This is a genomic window from Flavobacterium quisquiliarum, from assembly GCF_019308285.1.
GTDB lineage: Bacteria > Bacteroidota > Bacteroidia > Flavobacteriales > Flavobacteriaceae > Flavobacterium > Flavobacterium quisquiliarum.
Window position 1 is genome coordinate 369,164 of record NZ_WWEM01000020.1, and the last position, 23,217, is coordinate 392,380.

The 23,217-nt window shown below is 35.3% G+C and carries 11 protein-coding genes; 10 read left to right on the plus strand and 1 reads right to left on the minus strand.

The annotated features are described in order from the left end of the window. Nucleotides 1-95: 95 nt before the first annotated feature. From GSY47_RS09385 to GSY47_RS09400, 4 genes are all read left to right on the plus strand, one after another. Entirely contained in the window at nucleotides 96-2,219 is a 2,124-nt protein-coding gene (locus GSY47_RS09385; protein WP_179005955.1) for a hypothetical protein, read from the plus strand. A gap of 232 nt (nucleotides 2,220-2,451) precedes the next feature. Further along, entirely contained in the window at nucleotides 2,452-4,302 is a 1,851-nt protein-coding gene (locus GSY47_RS09390; RefSeq protein ID WP_179005957.1) for a rhamnogalacturonan lyase, read from the plus strand. Between the two features lie 251 nt (nucleotides 4,303-4,553). Next, nucleotides 4,554-5,924, plus strand: a complete 1,371-nt coding sequence (locus GSY47_RS09395) for a glycoside hydrolase family 28 protein (protein WP_179005959.1) — start codon at nucleotides 4,554-4,556, stop codon at nucleotides 5,922-5,924. A gap of 16 nt (nucleotides 5,925-5,940) precedes the next feature. Beyond that, complete coding sequence (locus GSY47_RS09400) at nucleotides 5,941-7,527, plus strand: family 43 glycosylhydrolase (RefSeq protein ID WP_219071243.1); 1,587 nt, start codon at nucleotides 5,941-5,943, stop codon at nucleotides 7,525-7,527. Nucleotides 7,528-7,579: 52 nt separating this feature from the next. Here the strand turns inward: GSY47_RS09400 and GSY47_RS09405 are convergent, their stop codons facing one another. Beyond that, the gene (locus GSY47_RS09405; protein WP_179005963.1) at nucleotides 7,580-11,650 is read right to left on the minus strand and encodes a hybrid sensor histidine kinase/response regulator transcription factor; all 4,071 of its coding nucleotides are present in this window, start codon (nucleotides 11,648-11,650) and stop codon (nucleotides 7,580-7,582) included. Between the two features lie 744 nt (nucleotides 11,651-12,394). On the opposite strand from GSY47_RS09405, the gene GSY47_RS09410 reads away from it, so the two are divergent. The 6 genes from GSY47_RS09410 (at nucleotide 12,395) to GSY47_RS09435 (ending at nucleotide 22,819) form a co-directional block, all read left to right on the plus strand. Beyond that, nucleotides 12,395-15,337: a SusC/RagA family TonB-linked outer membrane protein gene (locus tag GSY47_RS09410; RefSeq protein WP_179005965.1), complete on the plus strand. Its 2,943-nt coding sequence runs from the start codon at nucleotides 12,395-12,397 to the stop codon at nucleotides 15,335-15,337. A gap of 10 nt (nucleotides 15,338-15,347) precedes the next feature. Then, the gene (locus GSY47_RS09415) at nucleotides 15,348-16,955 is read left to right on the plus strand and encodes a RagB/SusD family nutrient uptake outer membrane protein (RefSeq protein WP_179005966.1); all 1,608 of its coding nucleotides are present in this window, start codon (nucleotides 15,348-15,350) and stop codon (nucleotides 16,953-16,955) included. 28 nt (nucleotides 16,956-16,983) lie between these two features. After that, nucleotides 16,984-18,051 (plus strand): SusE domain-containing protein, encoded by a 1,068-nt coding sequence (locus tag GSY47_RS09420; protein ID WP_179005968.1) that lies wholly within the window; start codon nucleotides 16,984-16,986, stop codon nucleotides 18,049-18,051. A 101-nt stretch (nucleotides 18,052-18,152) separates the two neighbouring features. Continuing rightward, the gene (locus GSY47_RS09425; RefSeq protein ID WP_179005970.1) at nucleotides 18,153-19,250 is read left to right on the plus strand and encodes a glycoside hydrolase family 53 protein; all 1,098 of its coding nucleotides are present in this window, start codon (nucleotides 18,153-18,155) and stop codon (nucleotides 19,248-19,250) included. Between the two features lie 3 nt (nucleotides 19,251-19,253). Continuing rightward, complete coding sequence (locus tag GSY47_RS09430) at nucleotides 19,254-20,285, plus strand: glycoside hydrolase family 53 protein (protein ID WP_246611302.1); 1,032 nt, start codon at nucleotides 19,254-19,256, stop codon at nucleotides 20,283-20,285. 95 nt (nucleotides 20,286-20,380) lie between these two features. Then, nucleotides 20,381-22,819, plus strand: coding sequence for a DUF4982 domain-containing protein (locus tag GSY47_RS09435; protein WP_179005971.1), 2,439 nt, complete (start codon nucleotides 20,381-20,383; stop codon nucleotides 22,817-22,819). Nucleotides 22,820-23,217 lie beyond the last annotated feature (398 nt).

Genomic DNA, 23,217 nt, shown 5'->3' on the forward strand with positions numbered 1-23,217 from the left:
CGAACTTTGCGTTTTACAACGTAATGTTTAGTAAAAAAACTTGCGTGCTTTGCGGTTAAAATTTCATTTCAATTAGAAACCAAAAAACTAACCCAATGAAAAAACAATTTTCAATTATTGCCATCCTATTTTCGGCATCGCTTTTTGCTCAAAAAATAGACCGAAAAGCCTTGGTAACACGATATAATGTTCAAATTACGGCAATCGATACGCTGGCTTCTTTGACAGTCGGGAATGGCGCTTTTGCCTTTACGGTGGATGCAACAGGACTTCAGACTTTTCCAAAAACGTATCAAAACGGAATTCCGTTAGGAACTCAGTCAGAATGGGGTTGGGACAGTTATAAAAATGTGAACAGCTATAAGTTTTCAGAGACTTTAAGAGATTACAAACAGTATGGAAGAGACATTTCATATACTGTTCAAATTAAGGAACCAGCGAGAAGAGTTGAGGCGGTAAACTGGTTCAGACAGAATCCGCATTTATTGCAATTGGGAAATTTAGGCTTTGAAATCACTAAAAAAGATGGAAGTATTGTAAAGCCGAGCGACCTTAAGGCGATTTCCCAAAAATTGAATTTATGGACGGGCGAAATTGAAAGTTATTTTGAAGTTGAAGGAACTCCTGTAACCGTTTATACTGCTTCACATCAAGATAAAGATGAGATAGGTGTAAAAGTTAAGTCTGCTTTATTGAAAGAAAAACGACTGAAAATCAGTTTAAGAATTCCTTTTCCGACAGGAGATTGGGCTGATATGGGAACAAAATGGGAAGGAAGACAGGATTATAAAACCACTCTGACAGAAAAATCTAAAACACAGGCTGTTGTAAAACATGTGATGGACAGCATTTCGTATAATGTGGGTTTAAGCTGGAAAGGAAATGCGCAGATTAAGAAAACAGGGGAACATTATTTTGTTTTAGAACCCTCAAATATAGATGTATTAGAATTAAGCTGTCTTTTCGCTTTAGCGGAAAAACCAGTTTCAAATTCTTCTTTTTTGGTTATCGAAAATAGCAGTATCAAAGGCTGGGAACAGTTTTGGAAAAGTGGTGCTGCAGTTGATTTTTCTGGAAGCACAGATCCGCGTGCCAAGGAATTGGAACGCAGAGTAATTTTGTCGCAGTATCTAACCAAAGTGCAATGTACAGGAAAAGTGCCTCCGCAAGAAACGGGTTTAACGTATAACAGTTGGTATGGAAAACCGCATTTGGAAATGCATTGGTGGCACGGTGTTCATTTTGCGCTTTGGAACAGAGCAGATTTATTAGAAAAAAGCCTTCCGTGGTATCAGAAAGTTTTTGATAAAGCAAAAAATATTGCCAAAAGACAAGGTTTTGAAGGAGCAAGATGGCAGAAAATGACTGATCCTGATGGTAACGAAAGTCCGTCATCTGTAGGTTCGTTTCTGATTTGGCAGCAACCTCATTTTATTACCTATGCTGAATTAATATATCGCAATAAACCTGAAAAAGCAACTTTAGATTTATACAGCGAAAGAGTTTTTGCAACCGCAGATTTTATGGCTTCGTTTGCTAATTATGATGCTAAAAAAGACCGTTATGTTTTAGGGCCGGGCGTTATTCCGGCGCAGGAACGTTTTAAAGCTATGGAAACGTTTAATCCGACTTATGAGTTGGCGTATTGGAATTGGGCTTTGAAAACGGCAATTGCATGGAAGAAAAAATTAAACCAAAAAGTACCAGAAAAATGGGAAACGGTTTTAGCTAAATTGTCTCCACTGCCAATTTCAGATCAGGTTTATCTGGCGACAGAAAGTGCCACGGATTCTTATACCAATCCAGAATTTAAAACCGACCATCCTTCCGTTTTGGGAACTTTCGGAATGCTTCCAGAAACTTCTTTGTTGGATAAGAAAATCATGAAAAATACTTTTGATTTGGTTTGGAATACTTGGTCATGGGATAAAACCTGGGGTTGGGATTTCCCAATGACGGCTATGTCTGCTGCACGTCTGCAAATGCCGGAAAAAGCAATTGATGCCTTGTTTATGAATGTGACTACGAATACCTATTTAAAAAATGGACATAATTATCAAGCAGAACGATTAACACTTTATCTTCCAGGAAATGGCGGATTACTGACAGCAGTAGCCATGATGTGCGCGGGTTGGGACGGAACAACTGAAGAAAATCCGGGTTTCCCGAAAGATGGAACATGGAAAGTAAAAAGCGAAGGATTTAAGAAGTTTTTTTAAAAAAGATTCTGAGTTGCTGAGATTCTGAGATGCTAAGTTTTTAAGTTTAGCTTGTCATTCCGAGGAACGAGGAATCTCCGCAAGGAACTCCATAAGATAAATCGTCAATCTTTGTCGAGTCACTTACGAAGATTCCTCGTTCCTCGGAATGACAAGAATACCTAAAAAATCTGTACTAATCTGCCAAAATAATTTTAAATCTGCGTGAAATTTTTATAATAAATAATGAATCATGAAAAATATAATTCTATTAATAATTTCATTTTTAACGGTTTCTATTTCTGCACAAAGGCAAATGGAAAACCTCGATCGAGGCGTTATTGCTGTAAAAAACAAGGATCAGTTTTTTATTGGATGGCGTGTTTTAGGAACTGATCCAGATGATCTGGCTTTTAATTTATATCGTAAAAGTGGTACTAAAAAAGCAGTAAAATTGAATGAAAAACCCATTATTGGCGCAACAAACTTTGTAGATACCAAAGCGAATGCTAAAGAAGAAAATACTTGGTTTGTAAAAACGGTTTTAAAAGGAAAAGAATCTGATGCAAAAGGAAGTTTTACGATTCTGGCTTCAAGTCCTGATAAAGATTATTTATCAATTGTATTAAAACCAATTGAAGGTTATACAGCAAATGATCTTTCGGTTGGCGATTTAGACGGAGACGGAAAGTATGATCTTGTGGTGCACATGACAGGAAAAGGTCATGACAATTCACATACAGGAATTACAGATCCTCCTGTTTTTCAAGCCTATACTTTGGAAGGTAAATTTTTATGGGAAATCAATTTAGGAAAGAACATTCGCGAAGGCGCACATTACACGCAGTTTATGGTGTACGATTTGGATGGCGACGGAATTTCAGAGTTTGTTTGTAAAACAGCTGACGGAACTAGAGACAGTCAAAATAATGTTGTAGGAGATGCATCAAAAGACTGGGTTGATCGAGATCCAAATTCAGCAACTTTTGGAAAAATTTTAAAAGGTCCTGAATATCTTTCTGTCTTTAACGGAAAAACAGGAAAACTAATTACAACAGTCGATTATATTGCTGAAAGAGGCGGTTTGGCGGGCTGGGGAGGACATGGCGGAAGCGGTGGAAATGATACTAAAGGAAACCGTATGGATCGTTTTTTGGCTTGTGTTGCTTATCTTGACGGAATTCATCCAAGCGTTGTAATGTGTCGTGGTTATTATGGAAGGACAGTTTTGGCAGCATGGGATTTTAAAGATCAAAAACTAACTTCGAGATGGGTTTTTGATAGTAAAGATTCTGAAAATCCTTATTCGGGAATGGGAAATCATAATCTTACCGTTACTGATGTAGATAATGATGGCAAAGATGAAATTATTTATGGTTCAATGTGTGTTGATGATAACGGAAAAGGTTTGTACACAACGGGTTTTAGACATGGAGATGCCATTCATGTTTCAGATTTAGATCCTGATCGTCCAGGTCTAGAAGTTTTTGGAATTCATGAAATTGAAAATGGCACAAAAGGGCCTGGGGTTACTATTTTTGCCGCTGCCGATGGAAAAGTTTTATTTACGGATTCTCTAAATGAAGATGTCGGCAGAGGTGTTGCAGATAATATTGATCCAACCCGAAAAGGCGCACAATTCTGGTGGTCAGGTTCTCCAAATTTGTATGATATGAAAGGCAAAGTTGTTGGGAAAGCACCAAGTTCAGTTAATTTCTTAATTTATTGGGATGGAGATACATCGCGTGAAATTCTCAATTCGAATTATATCGATAAATATGAAAAAGGCCGTTTGTTTACTGCAAATGGTGCGGTTTCTAATAATGGTACAAAATCGACACCGGCACTTTCGGCAGATATTTTAGGCGACTGGCGTGAGGAATTGATTTTGAGATCGGAAGACAATAAAGAACTCCGAATTTATTCTACCACTATTCCAACCCAAATTAGGCAGTATACACTCATGCACGATCCGCAGTACAGATTGAGCATTGCATGGCAGAATGTTGGCTATAATCAGCCTCCGCATACCAGCTTTTATATGGGTGCAGGTATGAAATCTGCTCCAAAACCAAATATTGTGTTAGTGTCAGCAAAGAAATAGTTTAAAAGTTAATTCAGAAAGAATGTTCATAACCCTTTGGGTGTAATATAATAAAATAGCTTCATTCAAGAATTAAAAATCTAATTTAATCTGCTGAAATCCTTTAAAATCTGCGTGAAATACTTTTGCTTATAAATTTTTCACGCAGATTCATACAGATTAAAGCTGATTTATATCTAAGCTGATTTAATAGAAGTGAAAAAAGTAATTTCACCCAACAGGGTGTTCATAAGATTAAAATCAATTCAATCATGAAAAAAATAATATTTTGTACGGCTTTAGTGATTTCGTTTGTTTTTGTATCGTTCAAGAAAAATGATTCAGGCGTAACCTTAAAAGAAGTGACTGTAAAAGCACCTTTTGAAATGCCAGCGATAAAAATTCCTGATTTCAGCAACTGTAAAGAATTTTCGATTACGGATTTTGGTGCTGTTGTGGGAGATTTAAATAAAACTTCTGAGGCAATCAGTAAAGCTATTGCTAAAGCCAGCAAATCGGGTGGCGGAACAGTTATTATTCCGGAAGGAGAATGGTTAACAAAGAAAATTCATTTTAAAAGCAATGTAAATCTGCATTTGAAAAAAGGCGCGGTTTTGCTTTTTTCAGAAAACCCAAAAGATTACCTGCCAGCGGTACGCTCGACTTGGGAAGGTTATGAATGTTATAATTATTCGCCTTTGATTTATGCGTATCAATGTAAAAATATAGCTATTACAGGAGAAGGCGAATTAAAAGCCAAAATGGATGTTTGGAAACAATGGTTTGCAAGACCTAAAGCGCATATGGAAAGCCTGAAGAGATTGTATTATTTGGCTTCTTACAATAAACCAATGAAAGAAAGGCAGATGGTAAACGATACTGCCAATTTCCGTCCACAATTTATTCAGTTTAATAGATGTGAAAATATTTTGATGGAAGGTGTGACGATTACCAATAGTCCGTTTTGGACGATTCATCCTTTTTTGTCTAAAGATGTGGTACTTCGAAATCTTAATGTTTATGCTCACGGACATAATAACGATGGTGTAGATCCTGAAATGAGTCAGAATGTTTTGATTGAAAATTGTGTTTTTGACCAAGGAGACGATGCGATTGCGATTAAATCTGGAAGTAATCAAGACGCTTGGAGATTGAACACGCCTTCAAAAAATATTGTAATGAGAAATTGCACTGTCAAAAACGGTCATCAATTAGTTGCTATTGGAAGTGAACTTTCGGGCGGTATCGAAAATGTTTTTATTGATAATTGCACAGTGGTAGATGGCGCCAAACTCAATCATCTTTTATTCATTAAAACCAATGAACGCAGAGGCGGTTATGTAAAGAATATTCACATGACCAACATAACTTCAGGAAAAATTGACGAGGGAATTCTCGGAATTGAAACCGATGTTTTGTACCAATGGCGAAATTTAGTTCCAACAATCGAAAGAAGACTCACACCAATTCAAGACGTTTATCTTGAAAATGTAAAAGCTACAAACGTCAAATTTATTTCAAGAATTTTGGCGCAGAAAGAACTTCCGGTCGAAAATGTTTTTCTTAAAAATGTAACAGCTCAGAATGTTCAGGGAGAAAAATCCATTCATGAAAATGTAAAAAACTTTAGTGCTCAAAACTGATTTAAATTTTAAAAAGATGAATATCAATACCCTTCTGTTCAAAATACTTTTAGTTTTTATATGTTGTTTTAACGCTTCTGTTGTTGAAGCGCAGTTGTTGAATATTAAAAATGATTCTTTTTGGAAAACCAAAGATGGAAAACCAATTTACAGTCAGGGAGGCGGTATTTTTAAATTTACAGACCCAATAAGCGGTATTCAGAAATATTATTGGTATGGCGTGCAGTATGAAGAAGCAGATGTTTACCGCAATAATCCTGCGGTTACACTGCCAACATCAACTTTCAAGTCGGTTACCTGTTACGGCTCTACAGATTTGGTCAACTGGACTTTTGAAGGGGATGTTTTGACCAAAGAAAAAGTAAATAAAAACGGCAAAACATGGGTTGGACGTTTGGGAGTTGCTTATATCAAGGAATGGAAAAAATATGCGATGTTCGTACAGCACGATTCAGAAGTATTGATTACACTTTCGGACTCGCCGACGGGTCAGTTTGAATGGCATCAGAAAATCAATATGGAAAAAATGATTGGAACGAGCAACACTGGCGATCAGACTGTTTTTACAGATGAAGACACTGGAAAATCCTATTTAATTTATTCTTACGGAAGGGGGCGAAATAAAATTTATGTTTCTGAAATTGGTATCAAAAACGAAAAAATAAATCTTTTGGATTGTACGGAGGTTTTTAAAGGCGAAAGCCGTGAAGGAAACTGCATGTTTAAATACAAGAACAAATATTATATGTTTGCATCGAATATATATGGCTGGGATGCTTCTTTTGCTTATTATTTGGTATCCGACAATATTCACGGGCCTTATCTTCCTGCAAATGACATGCAGGTAATGAAAGGCACGGAAGACGATTTTGCGCACATCTCGCAAACTGGATTTTTCTTTTCTGTAAAAGGAAGCAAACAAGAAACCATAGTCTATTGCGGAGACCGCTGGGCCAATTTTGCTGGAAACGGATTAGGTTATAACCAATGGTGTCCCATTTCGTTTGAAGGAACAACACCTTATTTTAATTCTTTAAACTCATGGAATCTAGAAGAGAAAACAGGAAGATGGGAAGTAGCAAAAGATAATAATTACATCAAAAATCCAAGTTTCGAAGCCGACCGCAGACATATTCCGAGTCCTGTAAAACCTGTCCAAATTCAGCTGACGGGCTGGTTTTCTGAAGTAATTCAAGGCAATAAGATTTCGTTAGATTCAATTTCACCAGTTTTAAATCACTTTAATACCGAAGAAGAACGAAAAACGGTAATTGGAGAGAAAAGTCTTGAAATCAGTGATAAAATAGATTTTAAAAGAAAGATTTTTCAAACTATTGCTTCTTCGCCATTCGTAAAACTGAAAGACGGTGTTTATACACTTTCTGGCAAAATAATAAACAGCGCTGATTTTAAGAATTTAGAAATGTATGCAGTCAGTGGCAACAAAAGATTTTCCTATGTTATTAAAGAACAAAACGCAGCGTGGAAAACCATTACCATTTCAAACATCGTTGTAAAAGGGGGAAAGGTAGAGATTGGTTTTTTGGCTGACGGAAAAGCTGGAGCTTTTTGTTATGTAGATGATTTATCTTTTATGAATTAGTATTATAAACTTAATTGTCTGATTTTTAACAGAAGTAAAATGATGTTTTTTACTAATTGTCTGTATCTCTTTTCTGAATGATGTTTAAATCCTTGTTAAAAGAATTGCGATATTTTTTGATATACTCTGAAGGTTTCATTCCAAACAATTTTATAAACTGCTGACGGAAATAGCGCTGATCTTCGATACCAACCTGAGGGCCAACTTGAGCTATATTAATATTTTCAGTAAGCATAATTACAGCGGCTCTGCGTATTCTGATAGATCGGATAAAAACATTTACGGTTTGTCCCGAAATTGCTTTAATCTTCTTATAAAGACTGGAATGGCTCATTCCCATTTCGGCAGAGAAACTCTTTAAATTGAATTCGCTGTTTTCAAGATTGGCTTCAACAATTTCGATACATTTATCCAGGAATTCTTTGTATTCAGTTGGAACTTTATTTCCGTTTTCACGAAGTGTAATGCTGTCTAAGAAGTATTTGCGCAATTGCCCTCTGTTTCGAAGAACCGAATCTACTCTTGCTAAAAGTATATCACTGTCGAATGGTTTAGTAACATAATCATCAGCGCCTTCTGTAATACTCTGCAAATGAATATCGTTACTCGTTGTTGCTGTAAGAAGTATTACTGGAATATGGCTTAAATCGTCATTTTGCTTGATTTTTTTGCACAAATCCAATCCGTTCATACCTTCCATAGAAATGTCGCTTAATACAATATCTGGCGTATGTTTTTCTACCAATTTTAATCCGTCAATACCATTAGCTGCAGCGTAAACAACATAATTTTTAGAGAAAAGCTGCACCAGATAATGATTCATTTCAGGATTGTCTTCCACAATCAGCAGTGTTTTTTTAGTGCTGATTATTGCTGACTGAAGATTTTCTGGATAGGAGGACTCGATTGTTTTTTCGTATGTATTTTGATGAGCGACAGGCATTCCTTCAAGAAGTTCTCCCACAAGCGGTGACATGTGCGGGTGATTTTCGTTGATGTTCATTTCGGTAAAATGACTGTTTCCTTTTGGAAGCGTAATTAGGAACGATGTGCCTTTTCCTACTTTACTTTTACAAATGATCTCACCATGATGTTTCTTCACAAAATACTTCGCAATATAAAGTCCGATTCCAAAACCATTAGAAGACTTAGATTGAATTTGTTTGAATTTTTCAAAAATAGTATCAATATCATTTTCGTGGATACCGCTTCCAGTATCCGATATAATTATCGAAACATCAGTAATATTCTCGATTACTTCAATAGTAATTGATCCTTTATTAGGAGTAAATTTAAAAGCATTAGAGATTAAATTGAACAGCGTAATTTCTATTTTTTCATAATCTCCATATATTTCAACTGCTGTTTCATTTTCAATAAATTGGTAGTTTAGATTTTTAACCGCCGCCATTTGTGTAAAGCTCTCGTAAATTTCTTTACAAAGCAGATTCAGGTTAATCTTGGAAATTTTGAGTTCGTCAAGATCGGTTTCTGCTTTTCTAAACAACAGCAATTGATCTGTAAGACTCAATAATCGCTTCGCATTTTTGTAGGCAAGATTTAAATCTAAATCATCTTCAGTGCGGTTTTTTCTTTCCATTGCACTTTTAAGCGGATTTATAATCAAAGACAAAGGAGTGCGTAATTCATGAGCCATATAAGTGAACATAGAAAATTGTTTCTCAGCATGTTCTTTGTCTTTGGTATGCTCCATTCGAGCCAGTTTTATTTCGTAGCGAAGTCTTTCCTTGTTTTTGTGATAGCCAACGTAAGCGTAGATAGCGCCAATTACACCAATTAAATAAAAGGTATAAGCCCACCAAGTTCTGTACCAAGGCGGAAGGATGGTTACCGTTGCCAATGTTACTTCATTCGTCCAATTTCCAAAAACATCGGTTGTTTTTACTTTAAAAACATACGTTCCTTCAGTTAGGCGGGAATAATTTGCTCGGTTATTTTTTGAAGTGTAATTCCAGGTTTTATCCCAGCCGTCGAGAAAATAAGCGGTATTGATTTTTTCAGAATTAACATAATCTAGATAAACAAAATCAAAACTTAATGCCGATTTTTCATAAGGAAGCTCGACACTGCTGATCATTTCCAGATTTTTTTCAGTTATGTAAGGACTGTTCAATGGTAAAGATTCATTGTTTACCAGCAAATCATTTAATAAAAATCGGCCTGTATTTTTTTTATCTTTTATGCTGTCCGGATGAAAAACATTAAATCCATTTATACCTCCAAAAATAAATTCTCCCGTAGAAAGTTTTGTTCCCGCATTCCAGCTAAATTGATTGCCCTGCAGTCCGTCAGTGGTTCCGAAATTTCTGAAAGTATTATTCTTTGGATTAAATCTTGAGATTCCATGATATGTACTCATCCATAAATTCCCTTCATTATCTTCTAAAAGACGTAATATCGTATTGCTTGGAAGGCCGTTTTGAGTGGTGTATTTTTTAGTCTTTCCTGTTTTTCTATCGAATAAAAGCAGACCGCCTTCTACGGTGCCAATCCAAAGATTGTTATTTTGATCCTCAGTTATACATCTAATGTTATAATCAGAATGGTAGTTTTTAATTTTTTTTGTTTTGGCATCTATCTCAAAAAAAGAATTGAATGTTCCGCCCCATATTTTGCCGTCTTTGGTTTCGTAAAGACAAGTTACATCGCGTAAAGTATTACTATAACAGATAAATTTATTCTGTTTTCTGTCAAATTGATAAAATGCACCAGCATTAGTTACGGCAAGCCAAAGTGTTTTTTTTGAATCTAAAAAGAGCAACCATGATTCTTGTTCCGCTTTTTTAGTGTATTGATTATAAATGGAATAATTCTGAATTGCTTTTGATTTTGGATCAATACGGCATACACCGCCTTTCCACATCGCGACCCAAATGGCATTATCAGAATCTCTTACTATACTGGTAACAAAATTACTTTGAAGTTTTCTCCCAGCTGATGATGTGGTAGAGTAGACATCATAGGTATTTTGCTTTCTGTTCCAGTATCGCATTCCAGCACCATCTGTACCGATCCAGATACTTTTCTTTTCATCTTCACAAAAAGAAAGCATGAAGTTTGCAGCAGGATCTTCATCCTCTTTATTAGTCTGTGGATTTTTGCTTTTGTAATGATTAAAATAGAGAGGCTTTTTTCCCATCATGCTGACACCGCCACGCAGTGTTCCAAACCACATTTCTCCGTTTTTACTTTCAAAAATATCATACAGCGATTTACTGTTCAATAAGGAAATAGGGCCGCTTGCCTGATAAGAAATAGGAGTAAATTGATTTTTTGTAATAGTGTAAAGACCCGCACCGTCTGTAGCAATCCAAAGTCTATTCTCCTGCTTAAAAAAATCACGAACTACTGTTTTTTCCTGAAAGTAGTTTTTAGAATAGTTATTGAGACTTGCATTATATAAGTAAGCACCTTCATCTGAGCCAATCCAAAGTCCTTCATTGGTCAGTTTTATGCAGTTTGCACCTGTAATGCTATTGTTTAGAAGCGTTAATTTTTTTGATTTAAGATCATATTGGCAAAGACCTGTTCCAGTTATAAAAACATAGAAGATTTTTTTCTTTGCATCGTAAGCTATGGAGCGGGCTATATAATTTAATTTGCCATTAAAAGGTATTGCTGTTCCAGTTTTTTCGCCTTCTTTATAAAGTACAATTGCTTCTTTTGTTGCAACAAGAATAATTTTTTCAGAATGTACCGCAATGATTTCGTAGGCAGTAATTTGTAAAGGTTTGACTTTTTTGTCAATTCCAATATATTTCAATGGACTAAACGAAGAGCGTTCTGCATTAAAAATAACAGGTCCAGCTGTTGTTCCTATCCACAAATTATTTTGATAATCGCCTTCGATGCAGCTTATGGCATTTCCTTGAATAGAATTAGGATCAGTATGGATATGGCGGTAAATTTTAAAATCGTTTCCGTCATATCTGTTAAGACCATCAAAAGTTCCAAACCACATATATCCATTTTGATCTTGATATATGGTGGCAACAGAATTGTTAGAAAGTCCTGATGAAATGTCAAGATGTCTTATTGGGTAATTCTGTCCAAACGCATTTATTGAAAGAAAACTGATAACAAGAAAAACTAACTTATTCATAGATTTTTTTTAAGCTTACTGCTCTTTATATATACGAAAAATAGAAGGAATGTGATCTGAAAGCAGAATCAACTTTTTAGATGAATATAGCTTAAATCGGTATGCTTTGCGAAAATAATAATTTATTGCATAAGGTGTAAAAGTAACATTTGTTTTTTAGATTAATTGTTGACCGAAATTTTTATGCTCTTTTTTCTATATAAAAGTCTGCTTCTTTTTTGAAACTATACAGTTTGAAAACCATAATCGAAGGGATTATTAAATCGATTGTTTTAATGACTATTTTTTTGTTTTGTTATTTTTTTTAGACCAAAAAAATGAAGAATCTGTTTTTATAAGGCATTCTATTTATGCTTTTACGAAATTGTCCCCTTTTATAAATGAATTTTTCCCTGTATTTAAAACGCGCTGTATCCTTAATTTGCAATGTGAGTTGACAAGCTATAACGATTAAATAATTGTATTTTATTTTTTGATTAAAGCAAGTCAGCAAAAACATCTAACTAATTATCTTAACCAAAAACAATTTAAAAATGACCAGCACTCCAATTAAACTTTACAGAGGAAACCTATCCTCATTCTAAAGAAAAGATTACACTTATTTTAAAAAGAAAACAGTTTATAATTCTAAGAAACAATTAGTGTAAAACTAAACCTTGTTTCTTTAGGTTTATTTCCTGCTATCTTTTTTCGACCTAAACTGAATGAACAAAAACTAACTTAAACCAAACCAATTAAAAAAGTATGAAAAGGATTAAAACTAAATTTTTACTTTTATTACTCTTGCTTCCTTTTTGTGTTTTCGCTCAGAACACAATCAGCGGTGTCGTCTTGGAAAAGGGTTCCAAACAGCCCATACCGGGAGCGAACATAAAAGTATTAGGTGTCAATAGCAGCACCTCTACTGACTTTGATGGGAAATTTCAATTATCTGGAGTAAAATCAGATAGTCAAATTGCCGTTTCCTTTACTGGTTATGTCAATCAAACTATTGCAGTTGGCGGGCAGAAAAATGTAACCGTATATCTTGAAGAAGATACAAATCAGCTGAAAGAAGTGGTTGTACAGGTAGGATATGGAAGCGTTAAAAAGAAAGACGCTACAGGATCTGTTACAGCACTTACTACAAAAGACTTTAACAAAGGAAATAATATTACAACAGAAAATCTGCTTAACGGAAGAGTGGCAGGTCTAACAGTAAATTCAACTGGTGCTCCAGGTTCCAGCTCTCAAATTAGAATTCGAGGAGGAAGTTCACTTTTTGCTAGTAATGATCCACTTATTGTAATTGACGGATTGCCTCTTGATAATGCGACCAATACAGGTTCTTCTTCGTTTTTAGCCTCATTGAACCCAGCAACGGTTGAATCAATCACGGTTTTAAAAGATGCATCGGCTTCGGCAATTTATGGTTCTCGTGCTTCAAATGGTGTAATTATTATTACGACTAAAAAAGGAAGTAAAACATTGTCTGTAGATTACAATGTGCAATATGCTGCAGGTTCGCTGACTAAAACCGTTGATGTTTTCAGTGCTGACGAATTTAGAAGTGTAATTGCAGACAGAAGAAGCGATGATTTGGATAAACTAGGAACAGCAAATACAGACTGGCAAAAAGCAATTTATAGAAATACTGGAACAGTAGATCAAAGTTTAGCCGTTAGAGGAAGCTTGTTCAATATTATTCCAACCAGTTTAACACTTGGAAATACAGATCAGCAAGGATTACGCTTGACGAATAATTTTAAAAGAAACACCGTTGGTTTAGTAATGAATCCAACGTTCTTGGACAATCATTTAAAAATGAGGCTTTCGGCTAATTACACAAACGAGATTAACCGATTTACTGATGCTGTTGAAGGAGCTGCTATCGGTTTTGACCCAACACAGCCAATAAAAGTGGAAGGAGCGCCTTACGGAGGTTATTTTGAATATACGACAGGAGTAGATTCAAACGGTAATTATCCGTTAGTTTCGACTGCAGCAAGAAATCCTGTTGCGCAATTGTTGAATACAAATGATAGAGGAACGAACGACAGAATTTTTGGAAATTTTGAAATCGATTATAAATTCCACTTTTTGCCTGCTTTAAGAGCGGTTGTAAATGTTGGTTTTGATGAATCGAATGGAGACAGAAGAAGATTAGTAGGAGCTGATGCAGGTTCTGCTCCATCCAACAACAATATTCCGTATGGTACAAATGAATATACGGAACAAACTAGAAGAAATAAATTATTAGACACTTATTTGGTTTATAACAAAACGTTTAAATCATTGAATTTTGAAATGACGGGTGGTTATTCGTATCAAAAATTTCAAAGCTCAAAATTTGAAACAGGTAATATCTTAAATCCCGATTTGCCATCGACATTTCCTGAAACTACTTTGGATACAGATGTTGTTTTGTTAGGATTTTTTGCCAGAACAAACTTGAATTTTAGAGATAAATATTTATTAACGCTGTCTTACAGAAGAGATGGTTCTTCAAGATTTGAAGAAGCAAACCGTTGGGGAAATTTCCCTTCTGTAGCTTTTGCATGGAAAATCAAAGAAGATTTCTTTAAAGAGAGCACCGTGTTATCTGACTTAAAATTAAGATTAAGTTATGGTATAACAGGACAACAAGATATTCCTGAGCCAAATGGATACTTGCAGAAATACCAAGTTGGAAGTGGAAATTCCGAATATTATTTTGGAGCAAGTCCTGTAGCTGTTGCACTTCCTTCAAAAAGAACAAACAATTTAAAATGGGAGGAAACCACTTCATACAATGCGGGTCTTGATTTCGGATTTTTAGACAATCGCTTAGCTGCTGGACTTGATGTTTATTATAAAGAATCTAAAGATTTATTAGTAAACGCAGCAATATCTGACGGTAGTAACTTTTCTAACCGTGTTTATCAAAATGTTGGAAGTTTTACCACAAAAGGAGTAGAGTTTACGCTTAATGCGAATGCCATTAGAACAGAAAATTTTAACTGGAACATGAACTTTAATATCGCCAAATTCGAAAGAAGAATCAAAAATCTAGTAAATGGAACCGATATCTTTTTAGGAGATAATATTGCGGGAACAGGAACTCCAGGGCAAATTTTTAGAGAAGGCTACACGCCATATTCTTTCTATGTATACAAACAATTATACAACAATGAAGGAAAACCAATTGATGGTGCATTCGCTGATTTAAATGGCGATAATATCAAAAATGATTCAGATAAATACATTTACAATAATCCTGATCCGGATTTTACACTTGGATTTGCGTCGAATATGAATTACAAGAAGTTTGACTTTTCATTCAATTTACGTGCAAGTATTGGTAACCGAATTTTTAATGCTGTAGATGCCAGCAGAGCACAATATGATGCTATGGAAAATGGAGGTGTTTTAAGTAATATTCCATCTCAGGTATTAGAAACCAATTTTCAGACTACTTCAAATGTAGTATTATCAGATCTTTATATTGAAAATGCTTCATTTTTAAAATTAGACAACATTACGTTGGGCTATACTTTATCGAACTGGCTAAACAGCAAAGCTTCGTTAAGAGTATCAACGGGAGTTCAGAACGTTTTTGTACTTACCAAATACAGTGGTTTGGATCCTGAAATCACAAATAATGGTGTAGACAAAACGATTTATCCAAGACAGCGATCAGTACTATTTGGTCTTAATCTTAAATTTTAATACAGCAAACATGAAAAAATATATAGTAATAACAATAGCTGCATTGACTCTGATGTTTCAGTCCTGTACAGATGATTTAAATGTTGTCTCAAAAGATGACGATGTTCTTTCTTCTGATGTATTATTTTCTACGCCTGACGGATACAAAAAAGCATTCGCAGGAGTATATGGAAATTTAACTTTAACAGGTGTTTTGGGGCCTGACAACTCTTCGCTTGAAGGTGTAGATGCGGGAACGAGCCAGTTTACAAGATGTTTATTATACATGCAGGAATTAACGACAGACGAATTGGTTTGGAGTTATGAAAATGATGGTGGAACGGCAGAATTACAACGTAACATTTGGACACCTGCAAATCCTGTAATTTTAGGAATGTTTAGTAGAACTATGGTTTCTGTGGCTTATGCAAATGAGTTTTTACGCCAGAGTACTCCAGAAAAATTAAGTTCAAGAGGTATTACAAATGCGACAACAGTGGCTGATATAGCACTTTACCGTCAAGAGGTTCGTGTTTTAAGAGCGTATGCTTATTATACTATGATGGATTTATTTGGGAAAGCGCCAATGTATACCGAAAATGATCCTGTAAATTTTACGGGGCCTGAGGTAAACAGAAAACAATTGTTTGAATATGTCGAAACTGAATTAAAAGCGGTTTTACCAGATTTAAAAGCAGCAAGAACAAATGAATACGGAAGAGTAGACCAATCTATGGCGCGCATGATTTTGGCTAAAATGTATTTGAATGCTCAAGTATATATCCAGGAAAATCGTTTTAATGATTGTGTTACAATGTGTAACGATATCATTGCTGGCGGTTATACTTTGAAACCGAAATATTTAGACAATTTTAAAGCTGATAATAATACTTCTGAAGAAATCATATTCGGAATCCAGTCAGATGGAGCAGTTTCGCAAAACTGGGGAGCAACAACTGTATTGACCAACGGTCAAATTGGTGCTTGGGAAAACAATGGTACCGATTTTGGAATTGGAGGCTGGACAGGAGCACTGAGAATCAGAAAAGAATTTGCTCAAAAATTTGATGGTGTTAAATTTAGTCAAGACACTAGAAATACAATTGGAAAAGGTGTGCAAGGTGATCCAGCAAAACAAAGATCGATTGATATTGATGATATTGGCGTAAAAACACAGGGTTATATTTTATCGAAGTTTTCCAATAAAACATCTACTGGAGTTAATGGAATCAGTTCTACTTATGCTGATACCGATTTTCCATTATTCAGATTGGCCGATGTGTATTTAATGTATGCTGAAGCTACTTTGAGAGGTGGAAACGGAACAACTACTCAAGCATTAAATTATGTAAATGCTTTAAGACAAAGAGCTAATAATAATTCAACAGTTGGAAATATTACTTTAAGTGAGTTGACGCTTGATTTTCTTATTGATGAAAGAGCTCGAGAATTGCACTGGGAAGCGCACAGAAGACAAGATTTAATTCGTTTTGGAAAATATACTGGCGGTTCTTACAATTGGGCATGGAAAGGAAATTCCTCTAAAGGAATCGCAATCCCTTCTTACATGAGTGTTTTTCCTATTCCAGAAGGTTCGTTGGGAGCCAATAGAAATTTAACTCAAAACACAGGTTACTAAAACTTTTTTAACTTAAACGATACACAAAATGAAACTTATATATAAAATTTTTATAGCTGTTGTTGTACTTACAGGATTTTGGTCTTGTGAAAACGAAGAAAATTTAATGATTTTAGAGCCTCAGGAAGCTGCTTTTGCTATCATAACTCCAGAAGGCGGTTCTTCTACAATTCTAAATAAAGCAACTCCAAATAATACTGCTATTACCTTTACTTGGGAAAAAGTAAGTTACGGAACACCAACGATAATCACTTATACGGTACAGTTTGCAGCGAGTAATACTGAGTTTGCAGCACCGGTAGATATTACCTCTTCAACTTCTACACACGCTTCTATTACAGTCGCAGAACTTAATGCAAAAGCGCTGGAACTTGGATTGGTTCCTGAAGAGCAAGGTACAATTGATGTTAGAATTAAATCTACGGTTGGAACTACACTTTCAGAACCAAAACTTTCTACGCCAATTACAATCAATGTAACTCCTTACAGAGGAGAATTGCCTAAAAAAGATTTGTTTTTAGTGGGACCTGGTACTGCTGCAGGCTGGAGTGTAACGAGCAATAATATGCCGATTTACAGAGATCCAAAAGAAAATGCAAAACATTATTATACAGGTTACTTTAATAAAGATGGTTTTAAATTAATTGAACAAATTGGTTTCTGGGCTCCAGCTTATGGAACAAATGGTGCCAAAGTACAATACAGAGCAACAGAAGCAGATACTGATCCAGGTGTTTTCCCAACAGCAGCTTCAGGTTATTATAGTTTTGAACTTAATCTTGAAGATTTGACATACAAAATTACACCTTACACAGGTCCAATGACAACGTATGCAACAATTACTTTTACTGGATCTGTATTAACAGGCGATGATACAGGATGGGCTCAAGATGTTCCTTTAGTAAAATCAGCATTTGATTCTCATATCTGGAAAGTTACTCAAACTTTAAAAGGAGGAAAAATGAAATTCAGAGCAAACAATAGTTGGGATGTAAGCTGGGGAGATAATGGTGGAGATATACTTGTTGAGGCAGGGAAATACGAAATCTGGTTTAATGATTTAGATGGCCGTTATATGTTTATCTCAATGCCATAATTGAATTAAAAATAAGAGAAGCCTCAGCTTTTTTTGAGGCTTCTTCTTTAGATTAAAAAAGCTTGTTTTAAATTCAAATCTCATTAATTACAATTTCTATTATGAAAAAATATATAAAAATTCTTGGGTTGCTTGCTATAACGGCTATTCAGTTTTCGTGCTCAAGTAACGATAATTCCGATACAGAGCCTGTCAACCCACCAGATGCAACTGATACTTTTATTAGAGCTTCAGATGTTTCTTTTCTTCCGCAAATGGAAGCTTTAGGTACTAAATTCTATAGCAATGGAAAAGCCGAAGGAATGCTTACAACGCTAAGAAATGCAGGTTGTAATACTGTCCGAATTCGTTTATGGAAAAAACCTGTAAACGGACGCTCAGGTTTAAGTGAAGTAAAACAATTGGCTCAAAAAGCAAGACAAGCGGGTTTAAGAGTTTGGCTTACAGTTCATTATTCTGATGATTGGGCAGATCCAGGAGTTCAAACCACTCCAGAAGAATGGAAAAATTTATCTTTTACCGATTTAAAATCGGCAGTTACGTCTTATACGTCAACAATAATTTCAGAAATAAATCCAGATATTATTCAGATAGGAAATGAAATAAATAGTGGCTTATTATGGCCACAAGGAAATCTTATAAGTAACGAACAGCAATGCATAGATTTACTAAGTGCAGCAAGTGCTGTGGTTCGCAGTAAAGCGCCAAACACAAAAATAATGATTCATTATGCTGGTGTAAATGGCGGTGGGACAGATTGGTTTTTTACTAAAATGAAAAGTATTGATTACGACTATATCGGATTATCTTATTATCCTGTTTGGCACGGTAAGGATTTAAATGAAGTAAAAAATACTATTGATGCTTTAGGAAAGAAATTCAGTAAAAAAGTTCTGATTGCAGAAACGGCTTATCCTTTTACTTTACTGCACAATGACCAGACCAACAATATCGTAGGAACAAGTGATCAGCTGGTACCAGGATATCCTGCAACTCCTGCTGGACAGAGAACATTTGTTATGGATATTAAAAACATCGTAAAAACATCACAATATGGACAAGGATTTGCCTATTGGGGTGGTGAATGGGTTGCATTTAAAGGACCGCAATCGACTAGTGGTTCTACATTTGAAAATCAAGCCTTATATAGTTTTGATAACAACGCCTTATCCGTAATGCAAGCTTTCAGTAAAGACTAAATCATGAAAAAAACGCTAAAAACTATTTCTTTTTTAATGCTAATTGGTGTTGCTTTTACTTCGTGTAAACCAAAAATGATTAGCGAAAAAAATTCCTTTTCAAAAGGAGCAGATATTGGCTGGTTACCACAAATGGAAGCAACCGGTTATAAATTTTATGATGCAGACGGTTCTCAAAAAGACTGTCTGCAATTATTAAAAGACCGTGGCATCAATACCATCAGGTTGCGTGTTTGGGTAAATCCGAATAACGATAAAGCCAGCGGACACTGCAGTCCCGAGGAAACCGTTGTGATGGCGGTTCGCGCACAAAAAATGGGAATGCGTATTATGATCAACTTCCATTACAGCGATTCTTGGGCAGATCCGGGCAAACAAAATAAACCTGCGGCTTGGGCAAAACATTCTTTTCCAGAATTATTGACCGATGTGTATCAGCATACTTATGATGTTTTAAAACTGTTGAAAAAAGCAGGAGTAACTCCAGAATGGGTTCAGGTAGGAAATGAAATTCCAGGCGGTATGCTTTGGCCGGAAGGCAGTACAGATAATTTTAAGCAATTAGCACAATTGCTTGATAAAGGATATGAAGCGACAAAAGCCATTGATCCAAAAATTAAAGTAATTGTTCATTTGGATGAAGGAAATAAAAGTGAAAAATTCAGATGGTTTTTCGATAAAGCAACCGAAAATAAAGTAAAATATGACGTGATTGGTTTATCGTATTATCCATATTGGATCAAAACCGATTACCAAAGCACCATTTTGGATTTAGAAAATAATCTAAAAGATATGGCTTCACGTTACAATAAAGAAGTTATGGTTGTAGAAGTAGGCGGTGATTTCGAAGCAGTACAAAACACAAAAGAACTGCTTGAAGCAACTATAAAAGCGGTGAAAAGTGTACCCAATAATAAAGGTTTAGGCGTTATTTATTGGGAACCTCAAGGTGAAAAAAGCTGGAGCGGTTATCAGCTTAATGCATGGCTTTCTGATGGAAAACCTTCACCTGCATTGGATGCTTTTAAAGAATAAAACTTTTATCAAAAAATAAAATTTATCAGTAAGATATTAAATTTTATAGCACTAAATTGTCTTAATATCTCAACGGTAAAAAAATAAAAAAGAAAATGAAATTAATTTTTAGGTCAATATTATTCTCCAGTTTGCTGTTTTTTTCATCTGGAAAAATGATGTCACAATCTACCACAGTTATTTTAAAAGACAATTGGCGCTTTTCTGCAGCTGTAAAAGAAGAAGCTTTTTCTGTAGATTTTAATACTTCTAAATGGGAAAAAGTAAGTGTGCCACACGATTGGGCTATTTACGGACCTTTTGACAAAGAATGGGACAAACAGGTTTCGGCAATTGAACAAAACGGAGAAAAAATTCCAACAGAAAAAACAGGTCGTACCGGGTCATTACCACATATTGGAACGGGCTGGTATCGTAACACATTCTCTATTCCGCAGTTTAAAAAAGGAAAAAAAGCACTCCTTATTTTTGAAGGTGCTATGAGTGAACCACAAGTTTACTTAAACGGAAAAAAGATAGGAGAATGGGGTTATGGCTACAGCTATTTTTATATCGATATTACGAATGACCTTAAAGCAGGTTCAGAAAATTTATTAGCTGTTAAATTGACTAATATGCCATTTTCTTCAAGATGGTATCCAGGAGCTGGACTTTATAGAAATGTTAGCATTGTAATAAAAGAAGAGGATAGTTTTGAACAGTGGGGGACTTTTGTTACGACGCCAGAAATGAAAGGAGATAATGCTGTTGTTGATATTAAAGCAGAAGTTCATGGCAGTACTATGTCAATGATTACCGAAATAAAAGATGCAGCTAATAAAGTAGTGGCAACTCAAAAAGCTTCAGAAATGAAAGATGGAAAATTTCATCAAATTATTGAAGTGACTAAACCTCATTTATGGAGCCCTGAGACACCTTATTTGTATACTGCAGTAACCAAATTATATGCTTCAGACGGAACATTAAAAGACGAGCAAAACATAAAATTTGGTATCCGATTTATTAAATACGAAGCCAATAAAGGATTTAGCCTGAATGGTAAAGTAACTAAATTTAAAGGAGTTTGTCTTCATCATGATTTGGGCCCTCTTGGTGTGGCTATAAATAAAGCAGCGCTTCGAAGACAGCTTACAATTCTAAAAGATATGGGTTGCAACGCAATCAGAAGTTCTCATAATATGCCTTCTTTTGAACAGCTTGAACTGGCTGACGAAATGGGATTCATGTTTCTGGCAGAAAGTTTTGATGAATGGGCAAAACCCAAAGTACAAAACGGTTATCATCGCTTTTTTGAAGAATATGCTGAAAAAGATATTGTCAATTTAGTGAGAGCTACAAGAAATCATCCTTGCATTGTAATGTGGAGTTCTGGAAACGAGGTTCCCGATCAATGGGGCGCTGAAGGGGTAAAACGCGCTAGATGGCTACAGGATATTTTTCATCGTGAAGATGCTACAAGACCCGTGACTGTTGGTATGGATCAGGTAAAAGCAACTATGGAATCTGGCTTTGGAGCTTTACTCGATATTCCGGGATTAAATTATAGAGTGCATCTTTACGAAGAAGCGTATAAAACATTTCCGCAAGGACTTATTTTAGGTTCAGAAACAGCTTCAACAGTGAGTTCAAGAGGAATTTATAAGTTTCCTGTTGTTCAGGCAAAGAATAAGGAATATGATGATTTTCAAAGTTCTTCGTATGATTTAGAAGCTTGCAGCTGGTCGAATGTTCCTGACGAAGATTTTGTGCTTCAGGATGATAAACCTTGGGTTATTGGAGAATTTGTCTGGACTGGTTTTGATTATTTAGGAGAACCAACGCCTTATGATGAAAAATGGCCTTCAAGAAGTTCTTATTTCGGGATTTCAGATTTGGCGGGACTTCCTAAAGACCGTTTTTATCTTTACAGAAGCAGATGGAATACAAAAGATAAAACGCTTCATATTCTGCCACATTGGAACTGGAAAGGAAGAGAAGGTGAAGTTACTCCTGTTTTCGTTTACACCAATTATGACAGCGCCGAGCTTTTTGTAAATGGAAAAAGTATGGGGGTTCAGAAAAAAAACAACTCAACGCCGCAGAATCGTTACAGATTGATGTGGAATGATGTTAAATACGAACCAGGAACGGTAAAAGTCGTAGCATTTGATTCGAGTGGAAAAGTGGCGGCAGAAAATGAAATTAAAACGGCTGGAGATCCCTATAGAATTGTGCTTGAAGCAGATCGTAAAACGATAAAAGCTGATGGAGATGATATTTCTTTTGTAACGGTTTCGGTCGTAGATAAAAATGGAATTCCATGTCCGACGGCAGTCAATGAACTGGAATTTAAAGTTACTGGAGTCGGAACTTACAGAGCAGCATGTAATGGTGATGCCACATCATTGGAAATATTTCATGACAATAAAATGAAGCTTTTCAGCGGGAAACTGGTGGTACTTGTAAAATCAACTAAACAAAGTGGTACCATGCAGCTTGAAGTTAAAGGTGATAATCTTGAAAAGGCAAGAATTAATATTAAATCACTCAAATAATAGTTTTTACAATATTGATAGTACTGTATTTGAGGAAGTAGAAGACGAAAAGAAATACAAAACAAAATAAACGAAGGGGCTAAAATATTACCAGTTAATATTTTAGCTCTTTTTTTTATTGGTTTTTTTAGACATATTTAATTTTGTTTTGTTCTGGAGATATATCTTCTATTTGTACCTCATAATTCAAAAATGACTTTTATTTTATAGTAATTGGTTGATAATTTAAAAACATTTAGATCACTTTTGTTTAAAATTGTGGCGTCGAGTGTGTTTCGCTTTTTTTGTGCGGATGCTTGCTTTCTTAAATAAATTTTAGGTCTTTTGCTTTGTATAGCTAAAATGATGACAGGAAAATGGTTAAAAAGATTAGGTATATTTTCTTACATAGTTAAAAA